Raw genomic sequence first — 26,240 nt, 5'->3', positions numbered from 1 at the left:
GCCTCTTTTCTTCTACACTTTCTTGCTTTTGGTCACAGACAGGCTTCCCTTCTATTATCTAGATGCTCTTTTTCGAAGCACGTCATCACATTTTGGAATATTTTTCTGTTCCGAAAGGAAAGAAGCTCAATAAATAGCTTTTCTATTTATCGAGCTTCTATGATTGCCACTAATAATTATTTTGTTCCGTTATTATGCACTAATTTTACCATCATATTTGCAATCGCATGTTGTTCTTTTTCATCTGCAACTGACCATAAATCGGATAAAATCTTTTCTTGTTCATTTTTAGGCTGAACTTGATTAGACAGATAATCTCCAATTTGAAAAGCAAGATCTCCTATTGCTTCTTGGTTCATTCCTTCATTTTCGGCATGATGAAGACGATCTGCTAAAAAGTCTTTCCATTGATCCCAATTTTCTAAAATAGACATCATGAATTACTCCTTCCATTGCTTAAGTGAATTACATCATTATTTTGGTTCGTTCGATGTAATAATATGCATGAAAATCTTTTGGAAAAGCTATCTATACATACCATCCCCCATTAAGAGAAAGGACTTGTCCTGTCATATAAGAAGATTTTTCCGATAATAGAAAGGCTACACTTTCTGCTACTTCTTGGGGACTTCCCAATCTCCCCATTGGGATTTCCTCTGCCATCAGCTGCATTTCTTCAGGCGAAAAAGATTGAAGCATGTTCGTTTCAATAGCGCCAGGAGCTACTGCATTCACCCGAATACCATTAAAGGCTACCTCTTTACTTAAGGCCTTCACAAAGCTAATTTGGGCACCCTTTACAGTAGAATAGGCAACTTCCATTGCTGCTCCTACTTGACCCCATATACTTGTGATCACAATAATATTACCATATTGTCTCGAAAGCATTTTTGGTAATAAAGCTTTTGTTATACACATTAATGAATGTATATGGACATTCCATAGGGCTTTCATTTCTCCCTCTTCCATATCTGTAAATAAACCATATGTACTTATGCCACTTGCGTGAACAATTCCATCTATTGTGAAAATACTTTCGAGAATTTTTTGGTAGTCATTTTCTTGTTGTAAATCTGCTTGTATGGGTAAGTATTCTCCCCCATTCACTGCTAGCACTTCTAACAGTTCCTTTATTGCTTTTTCATTTTGATGATAGTGTAAGTAAAGCGAATAGCCTTCTTTTGCTAATTGTTTTGCAATCGCTTGTCCAATTCCACCAGATGCACCGGTAATTAAAATCCATTTCCCCATTGTCTTTTTCACTCCATTTACTTTTACCTATAAACCTAAACAGCAACAGACACAAAGAAATAGATTTCTTTGTGTCTACTTATCATTATTTCGGCACTACTTGGCAAGATGTTATTCTTTCTTCTGCTAATAATTTATTAGCCGCATTTTTTATATCCTCAACTGTAATTTCTTCAACTGCAGGTACCACATCAAATAAATTCATTTCATTGAAAGCATAGCGTGTAAATTGGTTAGCGATATATTCTGGTGAATTAATCGCACGTAAGAAAGCGCCAATTTTCTTTTTCTTCGTTCTTTCTAACGTCTCGCTGGCGAAATCGGTTGTTTTAGCTTTCATTAAAATTTCTTTAATTGCCGTTTCTAACCGATCAGGATCACTCGTATCTCCACCAATCATCGCAAATCCAAATCCGTGTTCCTGTGTGTAATCATAAGAAAAAGTATCATCAATTAAGCCTTCTTGGAAAAGATTTTGGTAGTTTTCAGAGCTTTCACTAAATAGGAAATCTAATAATAAATTGATGCTCCACTCTTGTTTCATCATTTCCTTTCCGGACTGCTCTACATCGATTCCTTTTATTCCAACAAGACATTTAGAAGTGTGGACATTCATTTTTAGTACTTGCTTGTCCTTATTAACATGTGCAGGTTCTTCTTTAAATTTGCGTTGAATTTCACTGTGATTTGTATAATCTTTTTTGCTTTGATTTTCTCTTATCTGAGCCATATACTCTTCTGGATCAACTGGTCCCACAATGAAAAGAAGCATATTGCTTGGGTGGTAGAAAGTATTATAGCACTCATATAACATATCTTTTGTGATATGTGAGATGGATTCAATCGTTCCAGCAATATCAATTTTCACAGGATGATGGACATACATATTTTCAATTAGTCCAAAATATAGACGCCAATCTGGATTATCATCATACATCGTAATTTCTTGCCCGATAATTCCTTTTTCTTTTTCTACCGTTTTTTCCGTAAAGTATGGTTCCTGTACAAAATTAATAAGTGTTTCCAGATTATTAGCTACATTAGAGGTACTAGAGAACAAATAGGCTGTTCTTGTAAAAGACGTAAAAGCGTTAGCGCTTGCCCCCTGTTTACTAAAATCTTGAAAAACATCACCGTCTTCTTTTTCAAAAAGCTTATGCTCTAAGAAATGAGCAATTCCATCAGGAACTTGAGTGAATTCAGATCCCTCAAGAGGAATAAAGGTGTTATCTACAGAACCATAATTTGTTGTGAATGTACAAAACGTCTTATTAAACCCTTTTTTCGGCAAAATATATACCTTTAAGCCATTTGCTAATTTTTCATAATATAGTTCTTCTTGCAATTGAGCAAATTCTATTTTTTCCATTATGCATTCCCCTCCGATCCCGTTAAGAAATAAATGGTGTCTAGTTCGATCTTCTTAGCGGCAGCAATGATTTCCTCTCGGGAAACTTTACTCATATATTGAAGCCAATCGCCCATCTCTACATAATTATCACTTACGCTATTATGGTAGAACAGTTCAATCATGCCACGGGAAGTATCTAATGTTTCCAGCATTTGATTATGAATCACCGCTTTTGTCTGCATTATTTCTTGATCGGAAAATTCGCCTTTTTTCATTAACTCCATTTGTTCCTTAATAATCTTAACTGCCTTATCGTAATTGTTATTATCTATTCCTGACATTACTAAAAGCAACCCTTTATGACTTTCTAAACGACTTGCTGCATAATAGGCAAGGCTTTCTTTTTCCCTGACATTAATAAATAGCTTGGAATGCGAGAACCCGCCATAAATGCCATTGAGTACTTGAAGGGCAAAATATTCTGGATCTCCATAAACAATATTTGTGCGAAATCCCATATTTAGTTTTCCCTGTTTAATATCTTGTACTTCACGAACTTCTTTTACTTTCTTAGTTTCATATGATTTTCTACGATCAATTGATTGTGCCGTTCTTTCTTTAAATGGAAATAATTCCTCAATATAGGCTCCTACCTCTTCTTCTTTAATATCGCCGACCATATACAAATCAATCTGATCTTCTGCTAACGCTTTTGTATAATAGTCGTAAAGGGATTGTGGGGTAATGCTATCAACCTCGTCTTTTTCACCGTAAACACTTAGTGCATAAGGCTCGTTTTCACACATAACATCAATTACTCGTTGATTCGAATATCGCATTTTATCATCATAGATGGATTGAATTCTTTGCTTTAATGCACGTTTTTCATTATCTATGACATTCTGGTCAAAACCACTTTCTGATACATTTGGCTGAAAGATAACCTCCGATAAAAATTCCAACCCTTTTTTTAATAAAGGAGCTGGGTCTGAGAGAAACTTTTCGTTTGCAATTTCTAAAGAGAAAGAAACAATGTGGTATTCCCCTTTTTTAGCAAGATCGATAAAAAAAGTAGCTCCATACAATTCTTCTATAAAGGAACGAAGCTTTGCCGTTGTCGGAAATTTCTTCGTACTATTTTGCATCACATAAGGAAGAAGAGCCCTGTGTGTTGAATTTTCTTTTGTAATAGGGGTTCGCCATTTCATCACAATCGTATTCGTTTTAAATTTTTCTGTCTTTACTGTATGTAATTGAAAGCCGCTATATTTTGTAATTTTTTCCGTTGCTACACTCATAACATACCTCCTCATATACTTACACTCATCATACACTACTTACTAGTATTTACTCTATTTATAAGGTTATTCTCATAAAGTCTAGATTAGGTGATTTTCCTTTAAACTTACATCATCTCCTTTGCTTATTTCTATTCCTTCTTTATTGTATAACCTAAACTCATACTGATAGGATTTCGCCTCTATTTCTGAAAGTCTTTCATCAAACGTTTCCATTGAAAATTTGTTTAAAGATACCTTTTTTCTCTCCTTCCAGTCATTATTTATGATTAAGTCAATCGAACATACACTTCACTTGTCCCATCTGATAGGAAAAGAAAAAGTGGTGTGCGCTCATCCTCTATCGGAACAGTGTAGGTAGTAACTCCATAAGATAGGTATAGTTCCCTTTGGAATCTTTTTCAAACTTAATAATTCCCTATCCCTCCCCATTTGTAAAAGCAGCGATTCTAGTCTTTTCTATATCAAAAATATCAATAATTTTAATATTAGTTTTCTCTTGCAATAAGTCACTTTTCATAATCAACTTTGTAATAGAAGCTTCATCATTGCCATAAACAGGACGATTATTCCATAATAGTCCGATTACAAGCATAAGCAATACACTACTAAATAAAATTAATAGATTCTTTATGCTCATTTATTTTCCTGACTTTATAAAAAATTCTCATTATTATCAAAATATCATTCAAAAGAAGCTTATTCAATAAAAAACAAGAAAATAATTCCAGATTATACTTTTTCCTTTAAAGAGACGATTATTTCTCATGAAAACAGGAAAAAAATAAAGAAAAGAAGAAAGGGAGAGGTGCACAATGCCAAAACTTGTTTTGATTCGCCATGGAGAAAGTCTTTGGAATGTGGAAAATCGTTTTACTGGTTGGACAGATATTGAACTGTCAGAAAAAGGGTTAACAGAAGCAAGGGAAGCTGGAATTATTCTCCATCATAACGGCTACACATTTGATATTGCATATACATCCTATTTAAAAAGAGCAATTCGGACATTATGGATTATTCTCGATGAAATGGACAGTATGTGGATTCCTATACATAAAACGTGGAAATTAAATGAACGTCATTATGGTGCTTTGCAAGGACTCAATAAAAAAGAAACAGCTGATCAATATGGGCTTGACCAAGTTCAAAAATGGAGAAGATCCATGGATATCAGACCGCCAGCTTTAAATAAAGATGATCCCCGTTACAATATCGACGATCCAAGGTATCAACAGCTCGAAGAAGGCGACTTTCCTTTAACGGAAAGTCTTGCCGATACGGAGAAAAGAGTCTTAACTTTCTGGGATCAAGAAATTGCACCTATGTTACGCAACAATAAAAAAATAATAATTGCAGCGCATGGTAATACAATTCGCGCTATTATTCATTATTTAGATAACGTTTCACCAGATGGGATTGCGTCTTTAAACATTCCAACAAGCATTCCATTAGTATATGAATTAGATGATAACTCTTTAAATCCTATGCGCCATTATTATTTAGATATGAATGGCGAAGTTCCTGCAGATGTGATTCCTAAACATATTCCAATTGAATTATTAGATAAAGAATTTAAAACCAAGGCAATTAATACACATGAAGAATAAGAAGCATCAGGTAAATTACTAAGTGAAATGAATAAATAAAAAGAGACTCCACTTGTGCTGCACCCTAAAAAGTCAGAATTGGTTCGTCTAACTTTTGGGGTGCACATCAGCTTGAAGTCTCTTTTTCATTTCCTAAAGGATTATCTGCTACCTTTAATATAAGGAACACCAGAAGCTTTTGGTGCATCTGCACGACCGATAAAGCCTGTTAATGCAACAATAGTTAATACATATGGGGCAATTAACAAGTAAACGCTCGGAATGTTTTCTAAGAACGGTAGGCTGCTTCCAACAATACTTAAGCTTTGAGCAAAACCGAAGAAAATCGCAGCTCCCATTGCTCCAAGCGGATTCCATTTTCCGAAGATCAGGGCGGCAAGTGCCATGAACCCTTGTCCGCTAATGGTCGCATGGGTAAAATCATTTGTAATCGACTGGGCAAAAACACCGCCGCCTATTCCACCAAATGCACCAGAGAGAATAACTGCAACATACCGCATTTTAGTTACGTTAATACCCATTGTATCTGCAGCCATCGGGTGTTCTCCAACAGAACGAAGGCGTAACCCGAATGGCGTTTTATACATAACAAACCAAACAATAATAGCAACAACAATAGCTAAGTAAGAAGTCCAATAAGTATTAGAGAAAAATAAGTCTCCAATCACAGGGATGTCCTTTAATAGCGGAATATCAATTTTCTTAAAGCTATAACGAATGGTACCTGTTTGTCCCTTTCCATCATAGATTAATTTCACTAAGAACATAGCAAGGCCAGCTGCTAGTAGGTTAATCGCTACACCAGAAACCGTTTGGTCGGCACGGAATGTAATACTTGCCACCGCATGAAGGATGGAAAATAAAGCTCCCACAACCATTGCGACAAGTAAAGAAACCCAAGGTGTCCAAGCGCCCAGACTATCAGCAAATGTTAAATTAAAAACAATGGAGGAGAAAGCTCCCATTACCATTAAACCTTCTAATCCAATATTAACTACCCCTGCTCTTTCAGAAAAGTTCCCGCCAAGTGCAGTAAAAATTAGTGGAGCAGCAAACAATAGCGAAGAAGGTATGACAATTAATAATACGTCCATTAATCCCATTTACTTCTCCCCCTTTTTACTTTTATTTTTACTTAATCGTTCTAAAAATAAGCGAATCATATAGCTTGAAGCAACAAAGAATACGATTAAAGCAATAATGATATCAACCATCTCATTCGGTACTCCAGCTTCAAGCGGCATATTTAATGCCCCTACTTTTAAGAAACCGAACAAGCATGCAGCAAGCAAGATTCCGACTGGGCCATTTGCTCCAAGTAAAGCAACGGCAATCCCATCAAATCCAACCCCTGTAAATCCACCTTTATTACTCACATATTCAAATGTTCCTAAACCTTCCATCGCTCCTGCAAGACCCGCAAAAGCACCAGAAATGACCATGGAAAGAATAATATTACGGTTAACATTCATACCAGCATATTGGGAGGCATTCTGATTAAATCCAACAGCCTTTAATTCATATCCTTTTACTGTTTTTTCTAAAATAATCCACATAAGAATAGCGCATCCAATTGCGATTAAGATTCCCCAGTGCATCCGGGAATAGTCTGTTAAGCTTTCTAAGAACCCAGAACGCAGACTAGCAGTGGGCGCAATATTTTCTGTACGGTCTGCTTTATCTGTAAGCACATTTCGGATTAAATAGTTGGATACATGTAATGCGACATAGTTCATCATAATACTTACGATAACTTCATGTACTCTAAATCGTGCCTTTAAAAAGCCTGGTACAAATGCCCACAGCGCACCAGCCGCAGCAGCAGCTAATACAGCAAGTGGTAAATGAATAATTTTGGGTAAATCAAAGGAAATCCCTACCCAAACTGCAGCAAGCCAGCCAACAATTAATTGCCCTTCAACCCCAATATTGAATAATCCAGTACGAAAAGCGAAGGCAACTGCAAGACCTGCAAGAATTAACGGAGTAATTTGGCGTACTACTTCTCCAGTAAAATAAATATCACCAAATGCTCCATTCCAAAGGGCTGTATATGCATCCGCGGGATTATAACCTGTTGCAAACATGATAATCGTCCCAACAATAACCCCTAATAATACGGCAATAATTGGAATACTAATTTTCTTTATTGTATTAGACATTATTCTCCACACCCACTTTTTTAGCTTTCGATCCTGCCATTAATAAACCTAGCTCTTGTTCTGTTGTTGTTTTTGGATCCACTGTTGCAATAATTTCTCCATCAAAAATAACAGCAATGCGGTCACTAACATTTAAAATTTCATCTAATTCAAAGGAAATCAACAATACCGCTTTTCCTTTATCTCTTTGTTCGATTAATCGTCGATGAATAAATTCAATCGCCCCTACATCCAGTCCCCTAGTAGGCTGGGCTGCGATAAGCAAATCAGGGTCACGATCTACTTCTCTACCAATGATTGCCTTCTGCTGGTTCCCCCCAGATAGAGCTCTCGCTGGTGTGTGAATACTTGGTGTTCGAACATCAAATTCTTCGATTAATTTACTCGCTTTTTTCTCAATTTCGCCTTGGTTCAAAAAGCCATATTTAGAAAATGGGGTTTTGTAATAGGTCTGTAAAGCCATATTTTGTCCAATCGAAAAGTCAAGAACTAAACCGTGTTTATGGCGATCCTGCGGAATATGACCAATCCCACTTTCCGTAATTTTTCTTGGAGAAAGAACACTGATTTCTTTGCCGTTAAGTGTAATGCTTCCACTGTTTTTCTTCATTAAACCAGTAATCGCCTCAATCAGCTCTGATTGACCATTGCCATCTACCCCAGCAATCCCGACAATTTCACCTGCTTTAACATCTAGGTTAAGAGAGTTGACTACATGGACACCACGACTATCTTTTACAGTTAAATCAGAAATTTTTAATACTGTTTCTTTCGGATTTGGTGCTTTCTTTTCTGTTTTAAAGGAAACTTCACGACCAACCATTAAGTTCGCAAGTTCATTTGGGTTTGTATCTTTTACATTATAAGTGCCAATACCTTCCCCTTTTCTGATAACCGTAACACGATCACATACTTCCATAATTTCTTTTAATTTATGGGTAATAAGGATAATGGACTTGCCCTCTTGAATTAACTTACGGAAGATACCAATTAATTCGGCAATTTCCTGTGGAGTTAAAACAGCTGTTGGCTCATCAAAAATCAAAATTTCCGCTCCGCGATATAACGTTTTTAAGATCTCTACTCTCTGTTGCATTCCAACAGAAATATTTGCAATCTTCGCCTTCGGATCAACTGCCAATCCATAACGCTCTGAAATTTCCTGTACTTCTCTTTCTGCTTTTTTTAAATCAATTTTTCCTTTGCTGACTGTTTCTTTTCCCAAAATAATATTTTCTGTCACGGTAAAGGTATCAATTAACATAAAATGCTGATGAACCATTCCGATTCCTAAATCATTCGCAATATTTGGATTAGAAATATTTACGACCTTCCCACGCGCACGAATTTCCCCTTTTTCTGGCTGATATAAGCCAAAAAGAACGTTCATTAGCGTAGATTTTCCTGCACCATTTTCCCCTAAAAGTGCGTGAATCTCACCTTTTTTTACTTGAAGGGTAATATTGTTGTTGGCAACAATACCAGGGAATTCTTTACGAATATTTAACATCTCGATTACATATTCCATCTAATCCACTCCTTCTTACTTACCTTACAAGATAAATGTTTTAAAGCTTAAAATACACGTATGATGTCAAAGAAATTTATTTTCTAAAACAATCCACAAAGGAAATTATGTAATTTTTATATTACGATAATTTCGACATATAAAATTTTTAATAAAGACTAGAATAAACTTCTACTCTTTAGTTAAAATTCTATTTTTTGTCGTAAAAAAGGAATAAGTGTTTGCCATGCAAACCACTTATTCCTGGAAAATTAGCAATTGCTATTTACTTAACAGTATCAGGAACAGTGTACTCACCGTTTTTAATTTTAGCAGTCCATTCTTTAACAGCTGCATCAATTTCTGCTTTCTTTTTAACTTCTTCATTAATTGGTGCAAGACCTACACCATCTTCTTTTAAACCATAAACAGTAGTTTCTCCACCTGGGAATTTACCGTCTTTTGCTTTAGTAGAAATATCTTGTACCGCTGTGGAAACACCTTTTAATGCAGAAGTTAACACAATGTTATGATCTCCTACAACACCTTCTGCTACCTGATCAGAGTCAACACCGATTGCCCAAATATATTTTGAAGGGTCTTTTTCTTTTAAATCACGAGCTTCAGAGAATAATCCAGCACCAGTACCACCAGAAGCATGGAATACTACATCCGCACCTGAAGAATACATTTTGCTTGCAATTGTTTTACCAAGTTCAGGTTTATCAAATGCACCAGCATATTGTACGTCTACCTTAATATTAGGGTCTACCGCTTTAACACCATCAACAAATCCAGCTTCGAAGCGTCCAATTACATCTCCTTCAACCCCGCCAATAAATCCAATTTTTTTAGATTCCGTTGCATGAGCCGCTGCAACACCAGCTAAGAAAGAAGCTTCTTGTTCTTTAAAAGTAATGCTTGCTACATTAGGTTGGTCAACTACAGCATCAACAATTGCAAAATGTGCATCTTTTTGTTGTTGAGAAATTTCTGAAATTGCACCTTCCATTAAAAATCCGATTCCAAATACCAAATTATAGCCTTGACGAGATAAGTTATTTAAATTAGTAGCATAATCTGAATCTGACTGTGATTGTTGGTAATCAATACCATTACCTTTTGATAAGCCATTCTCTTTACCAAATGCTTGTAAACCTTCCCAAGCTGATTGGTTAAATGATTTATCATCAACACCACCGACATCTGTTACCATTGCAACTTTAAATGAGTCTTTCTCTTTATTTCCATCTGCTGCTTTATCGTTATCCTTGTCATTACTTCCACAAGCACTTAATACAGTTCCAGCAGCTAGTACTAAAGATAGTGCTAAGCCAAATTTACGCTTCTTCAAAGCTTGTACCCCCTAGACTTTTTTGTTATTTAGTTAAACTTTTTACGATTAGTTTGTTCAGCTTCTACGAGTAAATTCGTTTTCTTAAAACTTGAAAGCTAAACTTATCGGATCGAAAATAATTTACTGAATAAAGAATCGGTTCATCCTTCTCATCATAATGCGTCTGTTTTAAAACAAGCAGTGCAGTTTCTGGTTCACATTGCAGAATGGGAGATACTTTATCGTGATATCCTATCGGCTCGATTTGTGCAACAGCGTATGTAATATGTCTTTGGCTATCCGATTCCAAGAATTGAAAAATTGATTCTTGATCGTATGAAAATCGTTCAGGCAAAATTTTCTGTGGCAATTTATCCATACAATATACAACCGGTTCGCCATTAGCTGTTCGAACTCTTTCGATAACAAGCATTTCCTCCCCTTGTGATGCAGAGAAGCGTGTCGAGTCTTCTTCAGTAGCGAACATCGTATTTGAGCTTAGAAATATGGTGCCTGGATTCATACCTGCCTGCTTAATCATATTCGTGACACTATTCAATTGTTCTATGCCAGAATTAAACAATGGTTTACAGTTAACAAAAGTGCCAACACCGTGTCTTCTGACAATGACATTTTCTTCTTCCAATGTGCGTAGTGCCTCTCTTAAAGTGGCCCGACTCACACCTAAAGTTTTTGCAAGTTCGAATTCTGAGGGGAATTTTTCTTTTTCTTTATAAATTCCTAACTCAATATCTTTTTTTAGACGATCTACTACTTGCAAATATAAATGTCTCGTATCCGATTTAATTAGCATATGATGTTCCTCCAAACATTTCTAAGACATCAGACCTCTGATGTTCAATCATTCCTACTAATCGAAAATACTATAACACTTTTTTCCTAATAAATAAATAGACTTTTAAGAATTTCGTCGAAAAAATACAGAAATGAGTAATTGTTCGGAAATCAACCGTTTTCTTTTGTATATTATTGTAAAAATAATACTTAATTTTGCTATTTTTCTTATACACCCTGAATGAATGTTTTGAATATACGCTAAAAAAGGACTTAAAATAGGTTATACTATTTCAAGTCCTCTTTTAAAAAATTGATTATTTTTCCGCATAACTGAATCGTTTTGTGTCCTTTATGGCGGATGATATCGATTCATCCATACTATTGACCATACTACTGCATATTTATTTCTTCGGAACCTTTTGGCACAAGAACTGTTCTTGGTTTGCTGCCCTCATATGGTCCAACCACACCGCGGGCTTCCATTTCATCGATTAATCTTGCTGCTCTCGTATAACCGATGCGGAACCTTCTTTGTAACATACTAACGGAAGCTGTTTGCATTTCGACAATTAATTCAACTGCTTCATGATACAGTTCGTCTTCTACAGCTCCAGTAACTTCCACAATTTCATCTGGAATCATTTCCTCTTGGTATTGTGCTTTTTGCTGGCCAATAACAAAATCAACCACTTCCTCTACCTCTTCATCGGACAAGAACGCCCCTTGTACTCGCACAGGTTTGCTTGCCCCATAAGGGAAGAATAGCATATCTCCTCTTCCTAATAGCTTTTCTGCTCCTCCCATATCTAATATGGTACGAGAATCAGTCTGAGAGGAAACTGCGAACGCAATTCGCGATGGAATATTTGCTTTAATGACTCCCGTAATAACATCAACAGAAGGTCGCTGAGTGGCAATAATTAGATGAATTCCGGCTGCACGGGCCATTTGTGCAAGGCGTGTAATGGCATCCTCTACATCAGATGATGCCACCATCATTAAGTCAGCAAGCTCGTCTACAATCACCACGATAAATGGCAGTAATGGCTGCTTCTCTTGTTCCTCTGCATTTATTCGTTTAATATACTCATTATACCCTTCTATATTTCTTGTCCCTGTATGGGAGAATAAATCGTATCTTCTCTCCATTTCACTAACAACCTTCATTAATGCCTGTGATGCTTTTTTCGGATTTGTGACAACTGGAGCAAGCAGATGAGGAACACCATTATATACATTTAATTCAACCATTTTTGGATCAATCATCATTAGCTTTACTTCATGAGGCTTAGCTCTCATTAATATACTTGTAATAATCCCGTTAATACAGACAGATTTTCCGCTACCTGTTGCTCCGGCAACAAGTAAATGGGGCATTTTATTTAATTCTGCGCACACTGCTTCCCCTGTAATATCTCGTCCAAACGCAATCATCAGCTTCGAATCTGGCTTATCATTTTTACTTGATTCCAATACTTCTCTAAGTGACACAACAGCGACTTCTGAGTTTGGAACTTCAATCCCGATTGCTGATTTCCCAGGAATAGGAGCTTCAATGCGAATATCCTTTGCTGCAAGAGCTAAAGCTAAATCGTCGCTTAAATTAACAATTTTACTTACTTTGACTCCTTCACTTGGATGAACTTCATACTTCGTTACCGCAGGTCCTAAATGAACCTCTGTTACTCTAGCTTTTACGCCAAAGCTATGAAAAGTTCGTTCTAGTTTAGCAGCGTTTGCGTGAATTTGCTCATATTCCCCACTCTGATCTGCCTTTCTCGGTAACTTTAATAGCTTTAAAGGTGGGAGTTCATAATCCTTATTTTCTACTTCTGTAAAAGTTATTGACACGACATCACCTAAATCGGTTTGTTCCTCTGGCGAATCTGCCATCAAGTCTTCCTGAATGGCTTCCTCCTGATAGGCTCTTTCGGCAAAGGTGTTGATAATTGGCTCTTGTATGTATGGCTCGTCCTCTTGAGGCGGAGTGTTCACAATAATAGAAGCATTCGTATTTTCCTCAGACTGCTGATTTTCGCGTCTTGCTTGTTTTTCGGCCTTCCGCTTTTCTTTATTTTTTTGGATCGATTCTTTCCAATCTTTCATATCTTGCTTAAACGCTTCCCATTGATCTTGGAAAAAACTCCAGATACTTGATATAACTTTTTTAAAAGCACCACTTAACGTTTTACCAGTAAGCAAGATAAAGCCTATTATAATCACGATAAAGCTGATAATCTGTGTACCTACCGTATCGAATAAATAATGGAATAATGCAAATAAAACGGCACCAATCATGCCACCGCCTAAATCAACATTAGTAGCCTCTTTCTTGACTTCCATCCAAAATAATTCCCATGTATTTAATATAACACTAGGGTTTTGAAAAGCACCTTGACTTGCTAGCAACTTAAATAGTGTTACATGGCTAAGTAATAAAATAGCACTAACAATTAAATAAATTCCATTCAATTTCGTATGAAACATATAAGGCTTTTCTCTTTTCCACATTAAATAACCACTGTATACGATAAGGCCTATTAGGCAAAGCATATACCACTCTCCGAAAAAGAACCGGAAAAAAGAAACCATTGTTTTCCCAACCGCACCGAGTTGTAAAATAGAGATAAAACTCAATGCCATAAGGAGCAAAGCTACAAGTTCATATTGTATCGTTAATTTAAGATGTTGTTTTTTTCTTGTTTTTCTTTTTTTCCTTTTTGCCATTTGATCACCTAATATTTAAAAATTATCTTTCTCTTTTGTAGTAAAGAAGCAGCCTTAGGCTGCTTCTTTATTGTTCCTATATTATAACATAGTTTATAAAGGGAAACTTCTATCCGAAGGTTTTTTTATCCTTTGCTGTTTTTATAGAAAAAGGTATGCTTTTTGGTTTGGCTGATATTTCGCTCGTTTGGCTGATTTGCTGTCTACTTTGGCTGATTCTCCGCTCAGTTTGGCTGATATCCTGCCTACTTTGGCTGATTCTCCACTCAATTTGGATGATATCCTGCCTACTTTGGCTGATTCTCCGCTCAGTTTGGCTGATATCCTGCCTACTTTGGCTGATTCTCCGCTCAGTTTGGCTGATATCCTGCCTACTTTGGCTGATTCTCCACTCAGTTTGGCTGATATCCTGCCTACTTTGGCTGATTCTCCGCTCAATTTGGCTGATATCCTGCCTACTTTGGCTGATTTGCCGCCAACTCTAACTTAAAAATCATAATACTAGACAAGTTTTTTCCCTTATCATTCCCTTTTATCAACTTTTTTAGTAAAAAGCAATTAAAGGGTTGGAATTTTTGCTCCTGGCTGCATATCTGTCTGGAGAAAATGATTGGGATCGGTGCTAAGTATTCTTATGACTTCATATTCATTTGACTCATTTCTCGCAACTAATAAAGGAATGCCATTATAATGAATAACTTGGTGTTTTTCATAGATGTCTTGGCTCATTGGAAAAATCAATTCTTCTGGCATCATTGTATACATAATCATTGGATAATCCCTTCATTCTGTTCTTTATTGACATCAATCAACTCGTTGAGCTTTTTCATCGCATCCCCGACTCCGCCAACAGAGTCAATAAGTCCAGAAGTAACGGCATCATTTCCAATTACATTCGTTCCAATATCTCTCGTTAAATTTCCTTTTGCAAACATCAGATCTTTAAAATTTTCTTCTGTAATTTTAGAATGCTTGGTCACAAAATTAACAACTCGCTCTTGCATTTTATCTAAGTATTCAAAGGTCTGCGGTACTCCAATAACCAGACCTGTTAAACGAATAGGATGGATTGTCATTGTTGCTGTTTCTGCAATATAGGAATAATCACAGGAAACAGCAATTGGAACACCAATTGAGTGTCCACCTCCTAAAACAAGGGAAACAGTTGGTTTAGACAGAGAAGCAAGCATTTCAGAAATAGCTAATCCTGCTTCTACATCCCCTCCTACTGTATTCAAAATGACAAGCACCCCTTCAATCTTAGGATTTTGTTCAATTGCTACAATTTGTGGAATCAGATGCTCATATTTCGTTGTTTTATTTTGAGGCGGTAATTGTAAATGGCCTTCGATTTGACCAACAATGGTTAAACAATGTATTTTTGAATCTTGAGAGAGCTGAGGTACATTAGTTTGTCCCAGCTGTTGAATTTTTTCCATTAAGCTTGATGGTTTATCCTCATTCGGCTTTTCATCTGGCTGATTATTATTGTTAACTGAAACCATATAGTTCTCCCTTCCTAAAACCATAATAATCTTAGTATGAAGCGAGATACACTATTTCATGCGGCGAAATTGAAAAGTCAATAAGTCACTTTTACATCCAGAATAAATTGAAAACATTTCGGAAAATTTCTTGCCAATCATGCTTTCACGCTAAGCCACAGAGCCTGCGGTTCATCTAAATCCCAAGGAATCTTCTCCTTTATCAATTCCAACGCTCCAGAAGTTTTTCCCAAACAAACGAAAAGCCCCCTTATCTTTGAACTGCACCCCAATTGTTAGACACTATCTACAATTGAAGTGCTACCTGTCAAGTAGACAGTGGAAATAATAAAAATACCTTAAACGGCTTGATTCCTGAATTCTAAGGGACTCATGCCGTTTAATCTTTCTTGATAACGCTCTAAATTATAGAATGCAATATAGGAATGAATCGCTTCTTCAAGTGTCGCATATGTATCATATTTGTTCAGGTAGTATTTCTCAGATTTAAGCGTACCCCAAAAAGCCTCGATTGGTCCGTTATCAATACAACGTCCCACTCTGGACATACTATGCACCATTTCAGCATTATCTATTATTTGTTTAAAGAACTTTGAAGTATATTGATAGCCACGGTCACTATGTATTAGTGGATGCTCATCTTCTTTTAAACTTTGTATGGCCGGTACTATAGTTTGAAAGACAAGTTTGTTATTATTTGAATGTCCCAATATATAACTAATAATTGATTTGTCATATAGGTCAATAATGGCACTTAAATATGCCTTTTTACCATTACCATATTTTAATTCTGTAACATCAGTACACCATTTCTGATTTTGCTTTTCGGCATTAAAATCACGACTAAGTATATTCTCTGCAACATAATTAGAAGTAGATTTACGATATTTTTTTCGTTTTTGACGAATAACCGATTTCAATCGACACAATTTCATTAAACGATAAATACGTTTTTTATTAACCTTCGGCAAATTATTATTTTCACGATGACGATTGATAGTAAGTGTGATACGACGATACCCATAAATGCCAGTTACTTGCTTATAAAGTAACTTGATTGATTCTAGGAGTTGTTCATTCTCAACTTCTCTTTTGGATGGTTGACGTTTTAGCCATTTATAATAAGCAGCACGTGTAACACCAGCTATTTTACATAATAAAACGATAGATAGTGATCCATTCGTAGCTAATTCCTTGATTACGACATATCGGTTAGTATTACGAGTTTTGGTTAACGATGCCTCCTTTCTATTTCCTCTAACTTTTTTAAGAATAAATTTTCTGCACGTAATCGTTCATTTTCACGTTCTATCCGTTGGATTTCTAAACGTAGTTTAGCTTCATTACTTAATTCTTCTTCTGCTTTTGTATGGCCACGACGGTCTTGTAATCCTTGCACACCTTTTTCTTCATATTTCTTTACCCATTGATATACTTGTTGGTAAGAAACTTCATATTGTTCAGCTACAATTCTGTAGCTTTTCCCCTGAGCAATACAAGTTTGTACAATTTCAATACGCTCTTTTATCGTAGTCTTTCTTCCCTTAGTCATAGTTTGGCTCATTCCTTTACCCGAATCTTTTAATTCACTATGACTAGTATACTTTTTAATCCAATTTCTTAAAACGGTTGTACCTGAAAGTTTATATCGTCTAACGGTCTCTCTTAATGAGTATTTACCCGATATATAGTCTTGAACAGCTCCCAATTTTACTTCTTTAGAATAATTATTGTGGTTTGTTTGTCTTTCAAGACCGTCTTCTCCAAAAAATAGATAATTATTTTGCCAATCTTTGATTGTTCTAGTATTTACTTTATATAATTCTGAAACTTCGTTAAGAGTAAAATGGCTATTATTATAAAAATTTAAAATCTCTAATTTTTCTTCTTTAGAGTGACTATATTTTTTCATAAAAAAATCTCCCCAATAACTAAACAGATTTATTTTTTTAACCTGTCTACTTATTGGGGAGCATATCAAATAATTGGAGGTGCAGTTTTTTTGTCCAAATTTACTGCGGAAATGAAGCTACAAGCCGTAACTCGCTATTTAAGCGGAAAAGAAAGTTACAGAGAAATTGGAAAATCAATTGGAATAGATCACAAATCGATTGTTAAATGGGTAAGACAATACAACTACAATGGTGCAGAGGCATTGATGAAACGTTGTACAAGTTATACACAAATGTTTAAACTAGAAGTACTACAATATATGACTGAAAATGGTACTTCTCTATGTGAAACGGCAGCTATTTTTAATATCCCAGCGCATTCCACTCTAGCTGTTTGGAAAAGAAAGTTTGAAACACAAGGGATAGAGGCCCTTCAGTCACAGGAACAGGGGCGTCTATCCATGAAAAAAGATTCAAATAAACAAAGTTCTACTGATCGTTCTTTTGAAGCACTAGAAGATCGAATAAAACAACTGGAAATGGAAAATGAGTATTTAAAAAAGTTGAATGCCTTAGTTCAAAACAAGGAAAAATCACCAAACAAGACAAAGCACAAGTAGTCTATGAGTTAAGGCATAAGTATTCGGTGAAGTCACTCGTAAAACTCGCTGGCATTCCACGCAGCACCTATTATGATTTAGTAAAACGAATGAATCGACCTGATCCAGACACCGATATAAAAAGAGAAATCCAAGCCATTTATGAAGAACATCAAGGTCGTTACGGATACCGACGTATTCGGGATGAGCTAGTGAATCGTGGAAAAAAAGTAAATCATAAAAAGGTTCAACGAATCATGAAAGAGCTGGGTTTAAAATGTCTAGTGAGGATGAAAAAATATAAATCTTATAAAGGCACAGTCGGTAAAATTGCGCCAAATCATTTAGACCGTCAATTTAGTGCGGACGCACCAAATGAAAAATGGGTAACAGATATTACAGAATTCAAGTTATTTGGGGAAAAGCTGTATCTATCGCCTGTATTAGATTTATTTAATGGGGAAATTATTACGTATACCATCGGTTCTCGACCAACGTATTCATTAGTTTCGGACATGTTAGAAAAAGCATTAGAATCCTTACCAAAAAGGCATCAATTACTCATGCATTCCGACCAAGGTTGGCATTATCAAATGAAACAATATCGCAACTTGCTTCAAGCAAAAGGGATTAAACAGAGTATGTCACGTAAAGGGAACTGTTACGATAACTCTGTAATGGAAAACTTCTTTGGGATACTGAAGTCAGAACTCCTTTATTTTAAGGAATTTGAAAGTGTGAACCACTTTAAACTAGAATTAGAAAAATATATAGAATACTATAATAGAAAACGGTTAAAGGGAAAATTGAAAATGAGTCCGGTACAATACCGAACTCATTTTCAACAAGTTGCCTAATGAAATAACTGCGTCTAACTTTTAGGGGTCACTGCACTTAAGGAGGCTCTCACTTTTATCTTCTAACTGGCTTAACTTCCATTATAATTGGCAAGATCATTGGTCTACGTCTTGTTTTTTCATATAAGAACTGGTTTAGCGTATCTCTAATATCTTGCTTAATTCCAGTCCAATCAAAGCTGTCCTTACTAATACTTTTCTCTACAATATCTCTTACACGGTCAGCTGCTTCTTCTAGCAATTTCTCGGACTCGCGAACATATACAAAACCTCTTGTAATGATTTCGGGACCAGCAGAAATCTTTCTTTCCGCTTTATTTAATGTTACGACAACTGTTAAAATTCCGTCTTGTGATAATAACTTCCGGTCTCTTAAAACAATATTTCCAACGTCACCAACACCGCTGCCATCAATTAATACATTCCCAGCTGGAATTTTTCCGCCTACACGGAGGGTATCTTCTTTAAATTCAAGCACCTCTCCTTGTTCTGGAAGGTAGATATTTTGCGGTGGTACGCCACATTCAATCGCAATTTTTTCATGTGCCTTTAACACGCGATACTCGCCATGGATCGGCAAAAAGAATTTAGGCTTCATCATATTAATCATAAATTTTAATTCTTCTTGACTGCCATGATTGGAGCTGTTAAAGGTTTTATAGCCTGCTAGAAGTGTTGCACCTGCTCTGTATAATTTATCAATTGTTTTTCCAACAAATACTTCACTGCCTAGGAAAGAAGATGCTGCGAATAAAACGGTATCTCCTTCCATGATGCTTACTTGCTTATGATTTTTTTTGACCATTTTTTGCAGTGCTTCAATTGGTTCGCCTTTTGTACCAGTAGTAATAATTACCATTTGATCTTGTGTATATCCTTGAAGCTCGTTATAGGTAACGATCGTTTCTTCATCAACATCTAAATAATTGTGTTTTAACGCAATTTGCAACACTCTTTGTAAATTCTTGCCGATAATCGCGACTTTTCGATTTGTTTTTTCAGCTGCATCAATAATATGTTGAATTCTATTTAAGTCAGTTGCAAAACATGCTGCAATAATCCGACCCTTTGTGTGTAAAAACGCCTCAATTAAGCTTTGAGTTACAACAAAATCTGTTGTAGAATAACCTGGTTTATCTGCATTCGTACTGTCAGATAATAACGCTAATACTCCCTCTTCCCCGATTTTTGCCATCTCGCCATAATCTGGCTTGTAAAGATCACTGGCTGTTTGATCGAATTTGAAGTCGCCAGTATGTACGATTGCACCTTCTGATGTATGAATAACAATCCCAATGCTATCAGGGATACTATGATTTGTTTTAAAGAAGGACACTTTTGAGGAAGCAAATGTTAGAACAGATTTCGATGTCACAATTTCGAATTGTGCTTGTCCTTTGAAATCTTGCTCTTTCATCTTTTCCTTTGTTAGTTCAGCTGTTAATAAAGTCGTATAAACCGGTACATCTAAGTCTCTTAAAATATAAGATAAACCTCCGATATGATCTTCATGTGCATGTGTTAAGAAAATTCCTTTTACTTTTTCTTTATTTTGCTTTAAATACGCGATATCAGGAATAACAATATCGATCCCGAGCATTTCATTTTGCGGGTACATTAAACCAGCATCAATTACAAATATATCTTCGTCTACTTCGACTACAAACATATTTTTACCGTTCTCGCCCACTCCGCCGAGTGCGACAAGCTTTATTTTGTCATTTTTCATCAATTTTTGTTTCCTCCTATGTTGAGTTAAGCCGACCATTGATCAGTTATGATTATTATACTTGATGTTTAAAAATGTTTACAACCAATTTTATGAAATCTTCCTTTTTCAGATCCATTTCATAACGATATCAGGAGGTATTTTTCTTTAGTTTGCCTAGCTTTTCAACCCTTTTTTCCTATAATAAAAATTTTTACCGTTTATTCGATTTAAACTTAAATATAGAGATAGCTATTACAGCAAAAAAGCAAATTAAACATGCTAGTATACTAATTCGATTTGCCTCATCAAATAAGAAACTAATGCTGATGATCCCTAAGCAGGTTACAGTAAATATCGGAATATATGGATACCCCCATATTTTAAAACTTGGCTGAAGAGGATATTGTTTTCTAAGCTTTAGCTGTGCTAGACAAATCATAATCCATACAACCGATACGACAAATCCAGGGAATGCCATAAGTAAAGAAAAGACTTGATCTTGTTTAAATAAAGCAATCATTGATCCGGCAATTAAGATTATACCTGTAACCATTAAACTATAAATCGGCACTCCATTGTGGTTTACTCTACTAAAGGCTTTTGGTCCTTCACCCTCCGTTGAAAGTGAGTACATCATTCTGGTACATCCATATATACCCGAATTTGCAGCAGATAACACAGCAATAATTAAGACAAAATTCATAATGTGTGCCGCTCCAGATAATCCAGAAATCGAAAGTACTTGGACAAAAGGACTGGATTCTTCTGTTAACTCATTCCAGGGAATTAGTCCACAAATAATTAAAATAGGCAATGTATAAAATAAAACAATACGAAATATAAAGCTTTTAATAACTTTTGGCAATACTTTTTCTGCATTCTTCGTTTCCGTTACCGATACACCAATGAGCTCGGAGCCACCATAGGAAAACATAACAATTAATAAGGCAGAAAAGACAGATGTCCATCCATTTGGGAAAAAGCCGCCATGCTCTGTGTAATTTTGTAGATAGTTTGTTTGCCCAGATGGAATAAGTTCAAATAAAACAGCGGCTCCTAATATAATAAATATAATAATCATGCCAATTTTAATACCAGCAAACCAAAATTCAAATTCTCCATAATTTTTCACATTCATTGTATTAACGACAATTAAACCTACTGCGCACAGAATACTTAATATCCATAATGGCACATCTGGTAGCCAAAACTGCAGAAAGCTTCCTGCTACAACTACTTCAATCACACATACCGCAAGCCATAAAATGCAGTACATCCAGCCAATAACGAATGCTGTCTGGTTCCCAAAAGCCTTCCCAATAAAGCCCTTCATGTTTGTATTTGGATAAACAATAGCCATTTCCGCAATACTGCCCATCACTACTAGTAATAAAAGTCCTGCAAATATGTATGTAAAAATAACACCTGGACCTGCAATGGAAACTGTTTCTCCACTACCTTTAAATATCCCTGTCCCAATAGCTCCTCCCATGGCCATTAAACTTATATGTCTTGGCAATAAGTTTTTTTGCAGCTGATTTTTCGCCATGACTTCTCCTCCTTACATTTAACCTTATCAAAATGTTCTTGCGTCTTACTAACCATTGTCCAAACCACAATTTTTCGATTGAGAAACTGGGAAGACAGTTTGCATTTTTCAAATGTGAACTTCCACCAAACAAAAAATTCGCAAGACGATATAGCTAAACACTCATCTACCTTCAAAAACTTCTAGTTTCTTATATGTTGAAACTTATGTTTGCCCTATTTAAAAATATGATGATGTATCCAATCATAATCAAAAACTAGTTTAGAAACAAGTTTTTCTTAGTAAAGATGTGAGATAAAAAAGACAGAAGAGCTAGTTATCTCAGGACGAATAAACCATTTTTGCTTTGGTTTATCCGTCGTAATAAGAGATAGCTAAACTCTTCTGACACGTAAACATTTATTAAAACTAGCAAAAAAGAATCAAATAAACTGTTATCATTAGTCCTTGTGGATATACGATATCCTTCTAATTCCTTAAATAAATTTCGCTAACTCGATTCGTTCTTCCTCTGTTAATGGCACTAAAGGTAAACGAACAGAACCTACGTCAAATCCTCTTAATTGTAATGCTGTTTTTACTGGAACAGGGTTTGGAGCTTTAAATAGAATTAACATAAGAGGAAGTAATTGTTGATGCATTTTAGATGCTTCCTCAACCTTTCCATCTAAGAAAGAAGTCACCATTTCTTTCATTTCTTTACCAATAATATGCGAAGCTACAGAAATCACTCCTGTTGCTCCTACAGATAAAAGTGGTAAAGTTAAGCTGTCATCACCACTGTATACATAAAAATCAGCTGGTGTTGATGCAATAATTTTCGTGATATTATTTAAATTTCCACTAGCCTCTTTTACAGCTACAATATTATCAATTTCTGACAAACGAATAATAGTTTCTGGTTCAATATTAACAACAGAACGACCTGGAATATTATATATCATAACGGGTAGTTTTGTAGATTCTGCAACTGCTTTAATATGTTGATATAACCCCTCTTGGTTCGGCTTGTTATAGTATGGTCCAACTACCATAACAGCGTCCACACCTGCAAGTTCTGCTTGTTTCGTTAATTCGATGGACTCATATGTGTTATAACTACCTGTTCCTGCAATGATTGGAACTCTCTTTTCCACTACCTTTACCACATGTTTAAATAAAGCAATCTTCTCTTGTTTGGATAATGTGGGCGATTCTCCAGTAGTACCAGCTACTACTAAAGAATCTGTTCCGTTTTCAAGTAAATGATTAATTAACTGTGTTGTTTTTGGAAAATCTATATGTCCCTTGGCATCAAATGGTGTAATCATGGCCGTTGACACCCTACCAAATAAACCCATCGTTCCACTCCTATTCTCATTTCGATCTCGTTGTATCTATTTTTTTATTCTATTTCTTTTTCTAACTCAAACGCATCGTGTAATACATTAACTGCACTTACTAAATCATCCTGTTTCACCAGCACCCAGATAGTTGCATGGCTATCAGCTGATTGGAGGATACGAATTCCTTTATTTGAGAGTGCAGTAACAATTTTAAATGTCACCCCAGGTACACCGGCCATTCCAGCACCAACCACGGATACTTTTGCACATTCTTTTTCGATAACTGGTTCATATCCCATATTTTCAAGAACGGCAATTGCTTTGTTTGTCATCTCATTTGTTACAGTATATACGACACTGTTAGGTGAAATATTGATAAAGTCTACACTGATTTCTTCATTTGCCATCGCTTTAAAGACTTGCGATTGTAAGTCGTACTGATCTTTTTTTGCAAAAACTTTAATTTGAGTTACGTTTGCTACATGAGCAATTCCTGTTACAGGTCTTTCTTTTATGTCACTGCCTCGACTTTCCGCATTACTCGAGGTGACAAGTGTACCAGTCCCCTTAGAATACGTTGAGCGTATTCTAATCGGTACTTTTGCTTGCATTGCTATTTCCACTGCTCGTGGATGAATAACTTTTGCTCCTTGATAAGCCATATTGCAAACTTCTGAATAGGTAACAACAGATAGCGGACGAGCATTTTCTGCAATTCTTGGATCTGCCGTCATAATACCTTCTACATCAGTAAAAATGTCAATATATTCTGCTTGAAGTGCCGATCCTAAAGCAGCCGCAGACGTATCACTTCCGCCTCTTCCTAAAGTCGTTGTATCTCCATTTGGCGCTGCCCCTTGGAAACCAGCTACAACAACAACATCGTGATTTTTTAATTCCTCAAGAACACGGCTGCAATCCATTTCCATAATTCTGGCATTGGTAAAATCATTATTTGTCTTAAATCCAGCTTGAGCACCTGTTAATGCAGTTGCTGAAATCTGATTTTCTAGTAATAGTTGTGTAAACACAACACTAGAAATAATTTCGCCACATGACATTAATAAGTCGTTTTCTCTTCTGCTGATACTTGATTCTGATCCGCCGACTAAAGACAACAATGTATCTGTTGCATAAGGTTCTCCTTTTCGTCCCATCGCAGAAACAATTACTACTACTTTATATCCTTCATTTAATGCATCTTTAATATGATCTTTTGCTTGAATTCGGCTTTTTTCATCTCTAACAGATGTTCCGCCAAATTTTTGAACCATGATTTTCACAATAAACACCTCTGAACACTTTCTTAAAAGAGTGTAATATAAGGGTGCCTTTTCTAAAACAAATTTGGGGAATCTAGTTCTAAAAAGATTACCCCTTTCATCATTTTACTAGGAGGATCCCTTGTTGTTTTAACTTTGATGATTTTTTCCAACCAAAATGAGCACACTTATTTAAATGATTCCCTAAATAGGATTCTATTTAAGGAATCATTTCATAATAAGAAAGACAAGATTTTGGCACCATTATTTAGGCTTGTGTCCAAACTTGTACTTCCTGTATGTAGAATAAAATAGAAATCTACTTACAGGTAATTTTCCTGCATACTAAACCTCTACAGTCTTGCCTTTCTTCACTAGTCCATTAAACTAGCCCTAATTTAATTAGACTTTCAGCAATTTGTACAGAGTTCCATGCTGCACCTTTTAATAGATTATCGGAAACGACCCACATATGGAAACCGTTTTTCACATCTAAATCTTGGCGAATACGGCCGACAAATACATCATTGCTTCCTACGCAATCTGCAGGCATTGGGTAAACTTGATTACTTGGATCGTCTTGAAGCACAATGCCAGGAGCATCAGCTAACAAGGATTTAATTTCTTCCACTGATACTTGATCGTTATCTAATTCAAAATAAACAGATTCAGAATGACCGGTTGCTACTGGAATGCGGACACAAGTCGCTGCAACCTTTAAGTCATCTGCATGCATTATTTTCTTTGTTTCATTGATCATTTTCATTTCTTCGTAAGTGAATCCATTATCAGTAAATACATCAATTTGTGGGACTGCATTGAATGCGATTTGGTAATGCTTTTTATCACTCTTTACTGGTAGAATCTTCGGCTCAAATGCTTCTTTATTAAGAATTGCTTGTGTCTGACTGTTCAACTCTTCTACAGCTGCAGCACCCGATCCAGATACAGCTTGATAAGTGGATACTAATACTTTCGAAAGACCAAATTTCTCCTTTAATGGCTGTAAAGCAACCACCATTTGAATAGTGGAACAGTTTGGATTTGCAATTATTCCATTGTGCTCACGAAGATCTTCTTCGTTTACTTCCGGAACTACTAATGGCACGTCTTTGTCCATACGGAATGCGCTTGTATTATCAACAACAATTGCTCCATGTCTTACTGCATGTGGTGCAAGTTCTTTCGATACACCTCCGCCAGCGCTGAATAATGCGATATCAATTCCTTTAAAGCTCTCCGGAGTTGCTTCTTGTACGACAATTTCTTTATCTTTATACTGAACCTTTGTTCCTGCTGAACGTTTAGAGGACAAAAGTGTTAAAGTCGAAATCGGAAAATCTCTGCTCTCTAATGTTTTAATCATTTGTTGACCAACAGCCCCTGTTGCTCCAACTACTGCTACGTTAAATCCTTTTAATTGCTCCATTTAAGGTTCTCCTTCCAAAGGCTTTCTCTTAATAATAGGTAAGCGTTACGCTCCGCCTTAAATAATATTATCTA

23 protein-coding genes are annotated in these 26,240 nt (G+C 36.0%); 2 read left to right on the top strand and 21 right to left on the bottom strand.

What is annotated here, in order from left to right; all coding sequences use genetic code 11:
* Window positions 1–176: 176 nt before the first annotated feature.
* The 6 genes from NX902_RS10220 to NX902_RS10195 all read right to left on the bottom strand — a co-directional run bounded on the left by NX902_RS10220 (window position 177) and on the right by NX902_RS10195 (window position 4,540).
* Window positions 177–434 carry a DUF3243 domain-containing protein gene (locus NX902_RS10220; protein WP_047940065.1) on the bottom strand — a complete coding sequence of 86 codons (258 nt, stop codon included), beginning with the start codon at window positions 432–434 and terminating at the stop codon, window positions 177–179.
* Between the two features lie 94 nt (window positions 435–528).
* On the bottom strand, window positions 529–1,251 hold the full coding sequence (ymfI, locus tag NX902_RS10215; RefSeq protein WP_123257481.1) for an elongation factor P 5-aminopentanone reductase: 723 nt from the start codon (window positions 1,249–1,251) through the stop codon (window positions 529–531).
* Window positions 1,252–1,336: 85 nt separating this feature from the next.
* Window positions 1,337–2,620 (bottom strand): EF-P 5-aminopentanol modification-associated protein YfmH, encoded by a 1,284-nt coding sequence (gene yfmH / locus NX902_RS10210; protein ID WP_095329241.1) that lies wholly within the window; start codon window positions 2,618–2,620, stop codon window positions 1,337–1,339.
* On the bottom strand, window positions 2,620–3,900 hold the full coding sequence (yfmF, locus tag NX902_RS10205; protein WP_123257480.1) for an EF-P 5-aminopentanol modification-associated protein YfmF: 1,281 nt from the start codon (window positions 3,898–3,900) through the stop codon (window positions 2,620–2,622). The genes yfmH and yfmF overlap by 1 nt, the downstream gene beginning before the upstream one ends.
* Window positions 3,901–3,981: 81 nt before the next feature.
* Window positions 3,982–4,116: a hypothetical protein gene (locus tag NX902_RS10200; RefSeq protein WP_286167733.1), complete on the bottom strand. Its 135-nt coding sequence runs from the start codon at window positions 4,114–4,116 to the stop codon at window positions 3,982–3,984.
* A gap of 202 nt (window positions 4,117–4,318) precedes the next feature.
* Window positions 4,319–4,540, bottom strand: a complete 222-nt coding sequence (locus NX902_RS10195; protein ID WP_163186526.1) for a hypothetical protein — start codon at window positions 4,538–4,540, stop codon at window positions 4,319–4,321.
* Window positions 4,541–4,715: 175 nt separating this feature from the next.
* Between NX902_RS10195 and gpmA the strand changes: the two genes are divergently transcribed.
* Window positions 4,716–5,507 (top strand): 2,3-diphosphoglycerate-dependent phosphoglycerate mutase, encoded by a 792-nt coding sequence (gene gpmA, locus NX902_RS10190; protein WP_095329238.1) that lies wholly within the window; start codon window positions 4,716–4,718, stop codon window positions 5,505–5,507.
* A 140-nt stretch (window positions 5,508–5,647) separates the two neighbouring features.
* Here the strand turns inward: gpmA and NX902_RS10185 are convergent, their stop codons facing one another.
* From NX902_RS10185 to NX902_RS10140, 10 genes are all read right to left on the bottom strand, one after another.
* Window positions 5,648–6,610, bottom strand: coding sequence for an ABC transporter permease (locus tag NX902_RS10185; protein ID WP_095329237.1), 963 nt, complete (start codon window positions 6,608–6,610; stop codon window positions 5,648–5,650).
* A complete protein-coding gene (locus tag NX902_RS10180; RefSeq protein ID WP_095329236.1) occupies window positions 6,611–7,669 on the bottom strand; it encodes an ABC transporter permease in 1,059 nt (352 codons plus the stop codon).
* On the bottom strand, window positions 7,662–9,197 hold the full coding sequence (locus tag NX902_RS10175; protein ID WP_123257477.1) for an ABC transporter ATP-binding protein: 1,536 nt from the start codon (window positions 9,195–9,197) through the stop codon (window positions 7,662–7,664). The genes NX902_RS10180 and NX902_RS10175 overlap by 8 nt, the downstream gene beginning before the upstream one ends.
* A 265-nt stretch (window positions 9,198–9,462) precedes the next feature.
* The gene (locus NX902_RS10170) at window positions 9,463–10,530 is read right to left on the bottom strand and encodes a BMP family lipoprotein (RefSeq protein WP_095329234.1); all 1,068 of its coding nucleotides are present in this window, start codon (window positions 10,528–10,530) and stop codon (window positions 9,463–9,465) included.
* 64 nt (window positions 10,531–10,594) lie between these two features.
* On the bottom strand, window positions 10,595–11,326 hold the full coding sequence (locus NX902_RS10165) for a GntR family transcriptional regulator (protein WP_163186524.1): 732 nt from the start codon (window positions 11,324–11,326) through the stop codon (window positions 10,595–10,597).
* Between the two features lie 374 nt (window positions 11,327–11,700).
* On the bottom strand, window positions 11,701–14,037 hold the full coding sequence (locus NX902_RS10160) for a DNA translocase FtsK (RefSeq protein ID WP_341160707.1): 2,337 nt from the start codon (window positions 14,035–14,037) through the stop codon (window positions 11,701–11,703).
* 141 nt (window positions 14,038–14,178) lie between these two features.
* Window positions 14,179–14,475: a hypothetical protein gene (locus NX902_RS10155; RefSeq protein WP_341160706.1), complete on the bottom strand. Its 297-nt coding sequence runs from the start codon at window positions 14,473–14,475 to the stop codon at window positions 14,179–14,181.
* Window positions 14,476–14,595: 120 nt separating this feature from the next.
* Window positions 14,596–14,808, bottom strand: a complete 213-nt coding sequence (locus NX902_RS10150; RefSeq protein ID WP_095329231.1) for a YlzJ-like family protein — start codon at window positions 14,806–14,808, stop codon at window positions 14,596–14,598.
* Window positions 14,805–15,542 (bottom strand): ClpP family protease, encoded by a 738-nt coding sequence (locus tag NX902_RS10145; RefSeq protein WP_047940052.1) that lies wholly within the window; start codon window positions 15,540–15,542, stop codon window positions 14,805–14,807. Before NX902_RS10145 ends, NX902_RS10150 begins: the two co-directional genes overlap by 4 nt.
* Window positions 15,543–15,880: 338 nt before the next feature.
* Window positions 15,881–17,454 (bottom strand): IS3 family transposase gene (locus NX902_RS10140; RefSeq protein WP_341160533.1). Its coding sequence is split into 2 segments (ribosomal slippage): window positions 15,881–16,812 and window positions 16,812–17,454, totalling 1,575 coding nucleotides; the frame shifts between segments, so codons are not numbered across the junction.
* A gap of 90 nt (window positions 17,455–17,544) precedes the next feature.
* Here NX902_RS10140 and NX902_RS10135 point away from each other — a divergent pair.
* Window positions 17,545–18,890 (top strand): IS3 family transposase gene (locus NX902_RS10135; RefSeq protein ID WP_341160705.1). Its coding sequence is split into 2 segments (ribosomal slippage): window positions 17,545–17,989 and window positions 17,989–18,890, totalling 1,347 coding nucleotides; the frame shifts between segments, so codons are not numbered across the junction.
* Window positions 18,891–18,945: 55 nt separating this feature from the next.
* Here the strand turns inward: NX902_RS10135 and NX902_RS10130 are convergent.
* The 5 genes from NX902_RS10130 to asd all read right to left on the bottom strand — a co-directional run bounded on the left by NX902_RS10130 (window position 18,946) and on the right by asd (window position 26,166).
* Window positions 18,946–20,619 (bottom strand): ribonuclease J, encoded by a 1,674-nt coding sequence (locus NX902_RS10130; RefSeq protein ID WP_123259103.1) that lies wholly within the window; start codon window positions 20,617–20,619, stop codon window positions 18,946–18,948.
* Between the two features lie 193 nt (window positions 20,620–20,812).
* Window positions 20,813–22,150, bottom strand: coding sequence for an amino acid permease (locus tag NX902_RS10125; protein ID WP_123257474.1), 1,338 nt, complete (start codon window positions 22,148–22,150; stop codon window positions 20,813–20,815).
* A gap of 476 nt (window positions 22,151–22,626) precedes the next feature.
* Window positions 22,627–23,490, bottom strand: coding sequence for a 4-hydroxy-tetrahydrodipicolinate synthase (gene dapA, locus NX902_RS10120; protein ID WP_095329229.1), 864 nt, complete (start codon window positions 23,488–23,490; stop codon window positions 22,627–22,629).
* A 44-nt stretch (window positions 23,491–23,534) separates the two neighbouring features.
* On the bottom strand, window positions 23,535–24,758 hold the full coding sequence (gene dapG / locus NX902_RS10115; RefSeq protein WP_047940049.1) for an aspartate kinase: 1,224 nt from the start codon (window positions 24,756–24,758) through the stop codon (window positions 23,535–23,537).
* Window positions 24,759–25,119: 361 nt separating this feature from the next.
* Window positions 25,120–26,166: an aspartate-semialdehyde dehydrogenase gene (asd, locus tag NX902_RS10110; RefSeq protein WP_095329228.1), complete on the bottom strand. Its 1,047-nt coding sequence runs from the start codon at window positions 26,164–26,166 to the stop codon at window positions 25,120–25,122.
* Window positions 26,167–26,240: the final 74 nt, after the last annotated feature.

The sequence above is a fragment of the Niallia sp. FSL W8-0954 genome (assembly GCF_038005605.1).
In the GTDB taxonomy this organism is placed as follows: domain Bacteria; phylum Bacillota; class Bacilli; order Bacillales; family Cytobacillaceae; genus Niallia; species Niallia circulans_A.
This window is presented reverse-complemented; position numbering and strand designations above follow the sequence as displayed.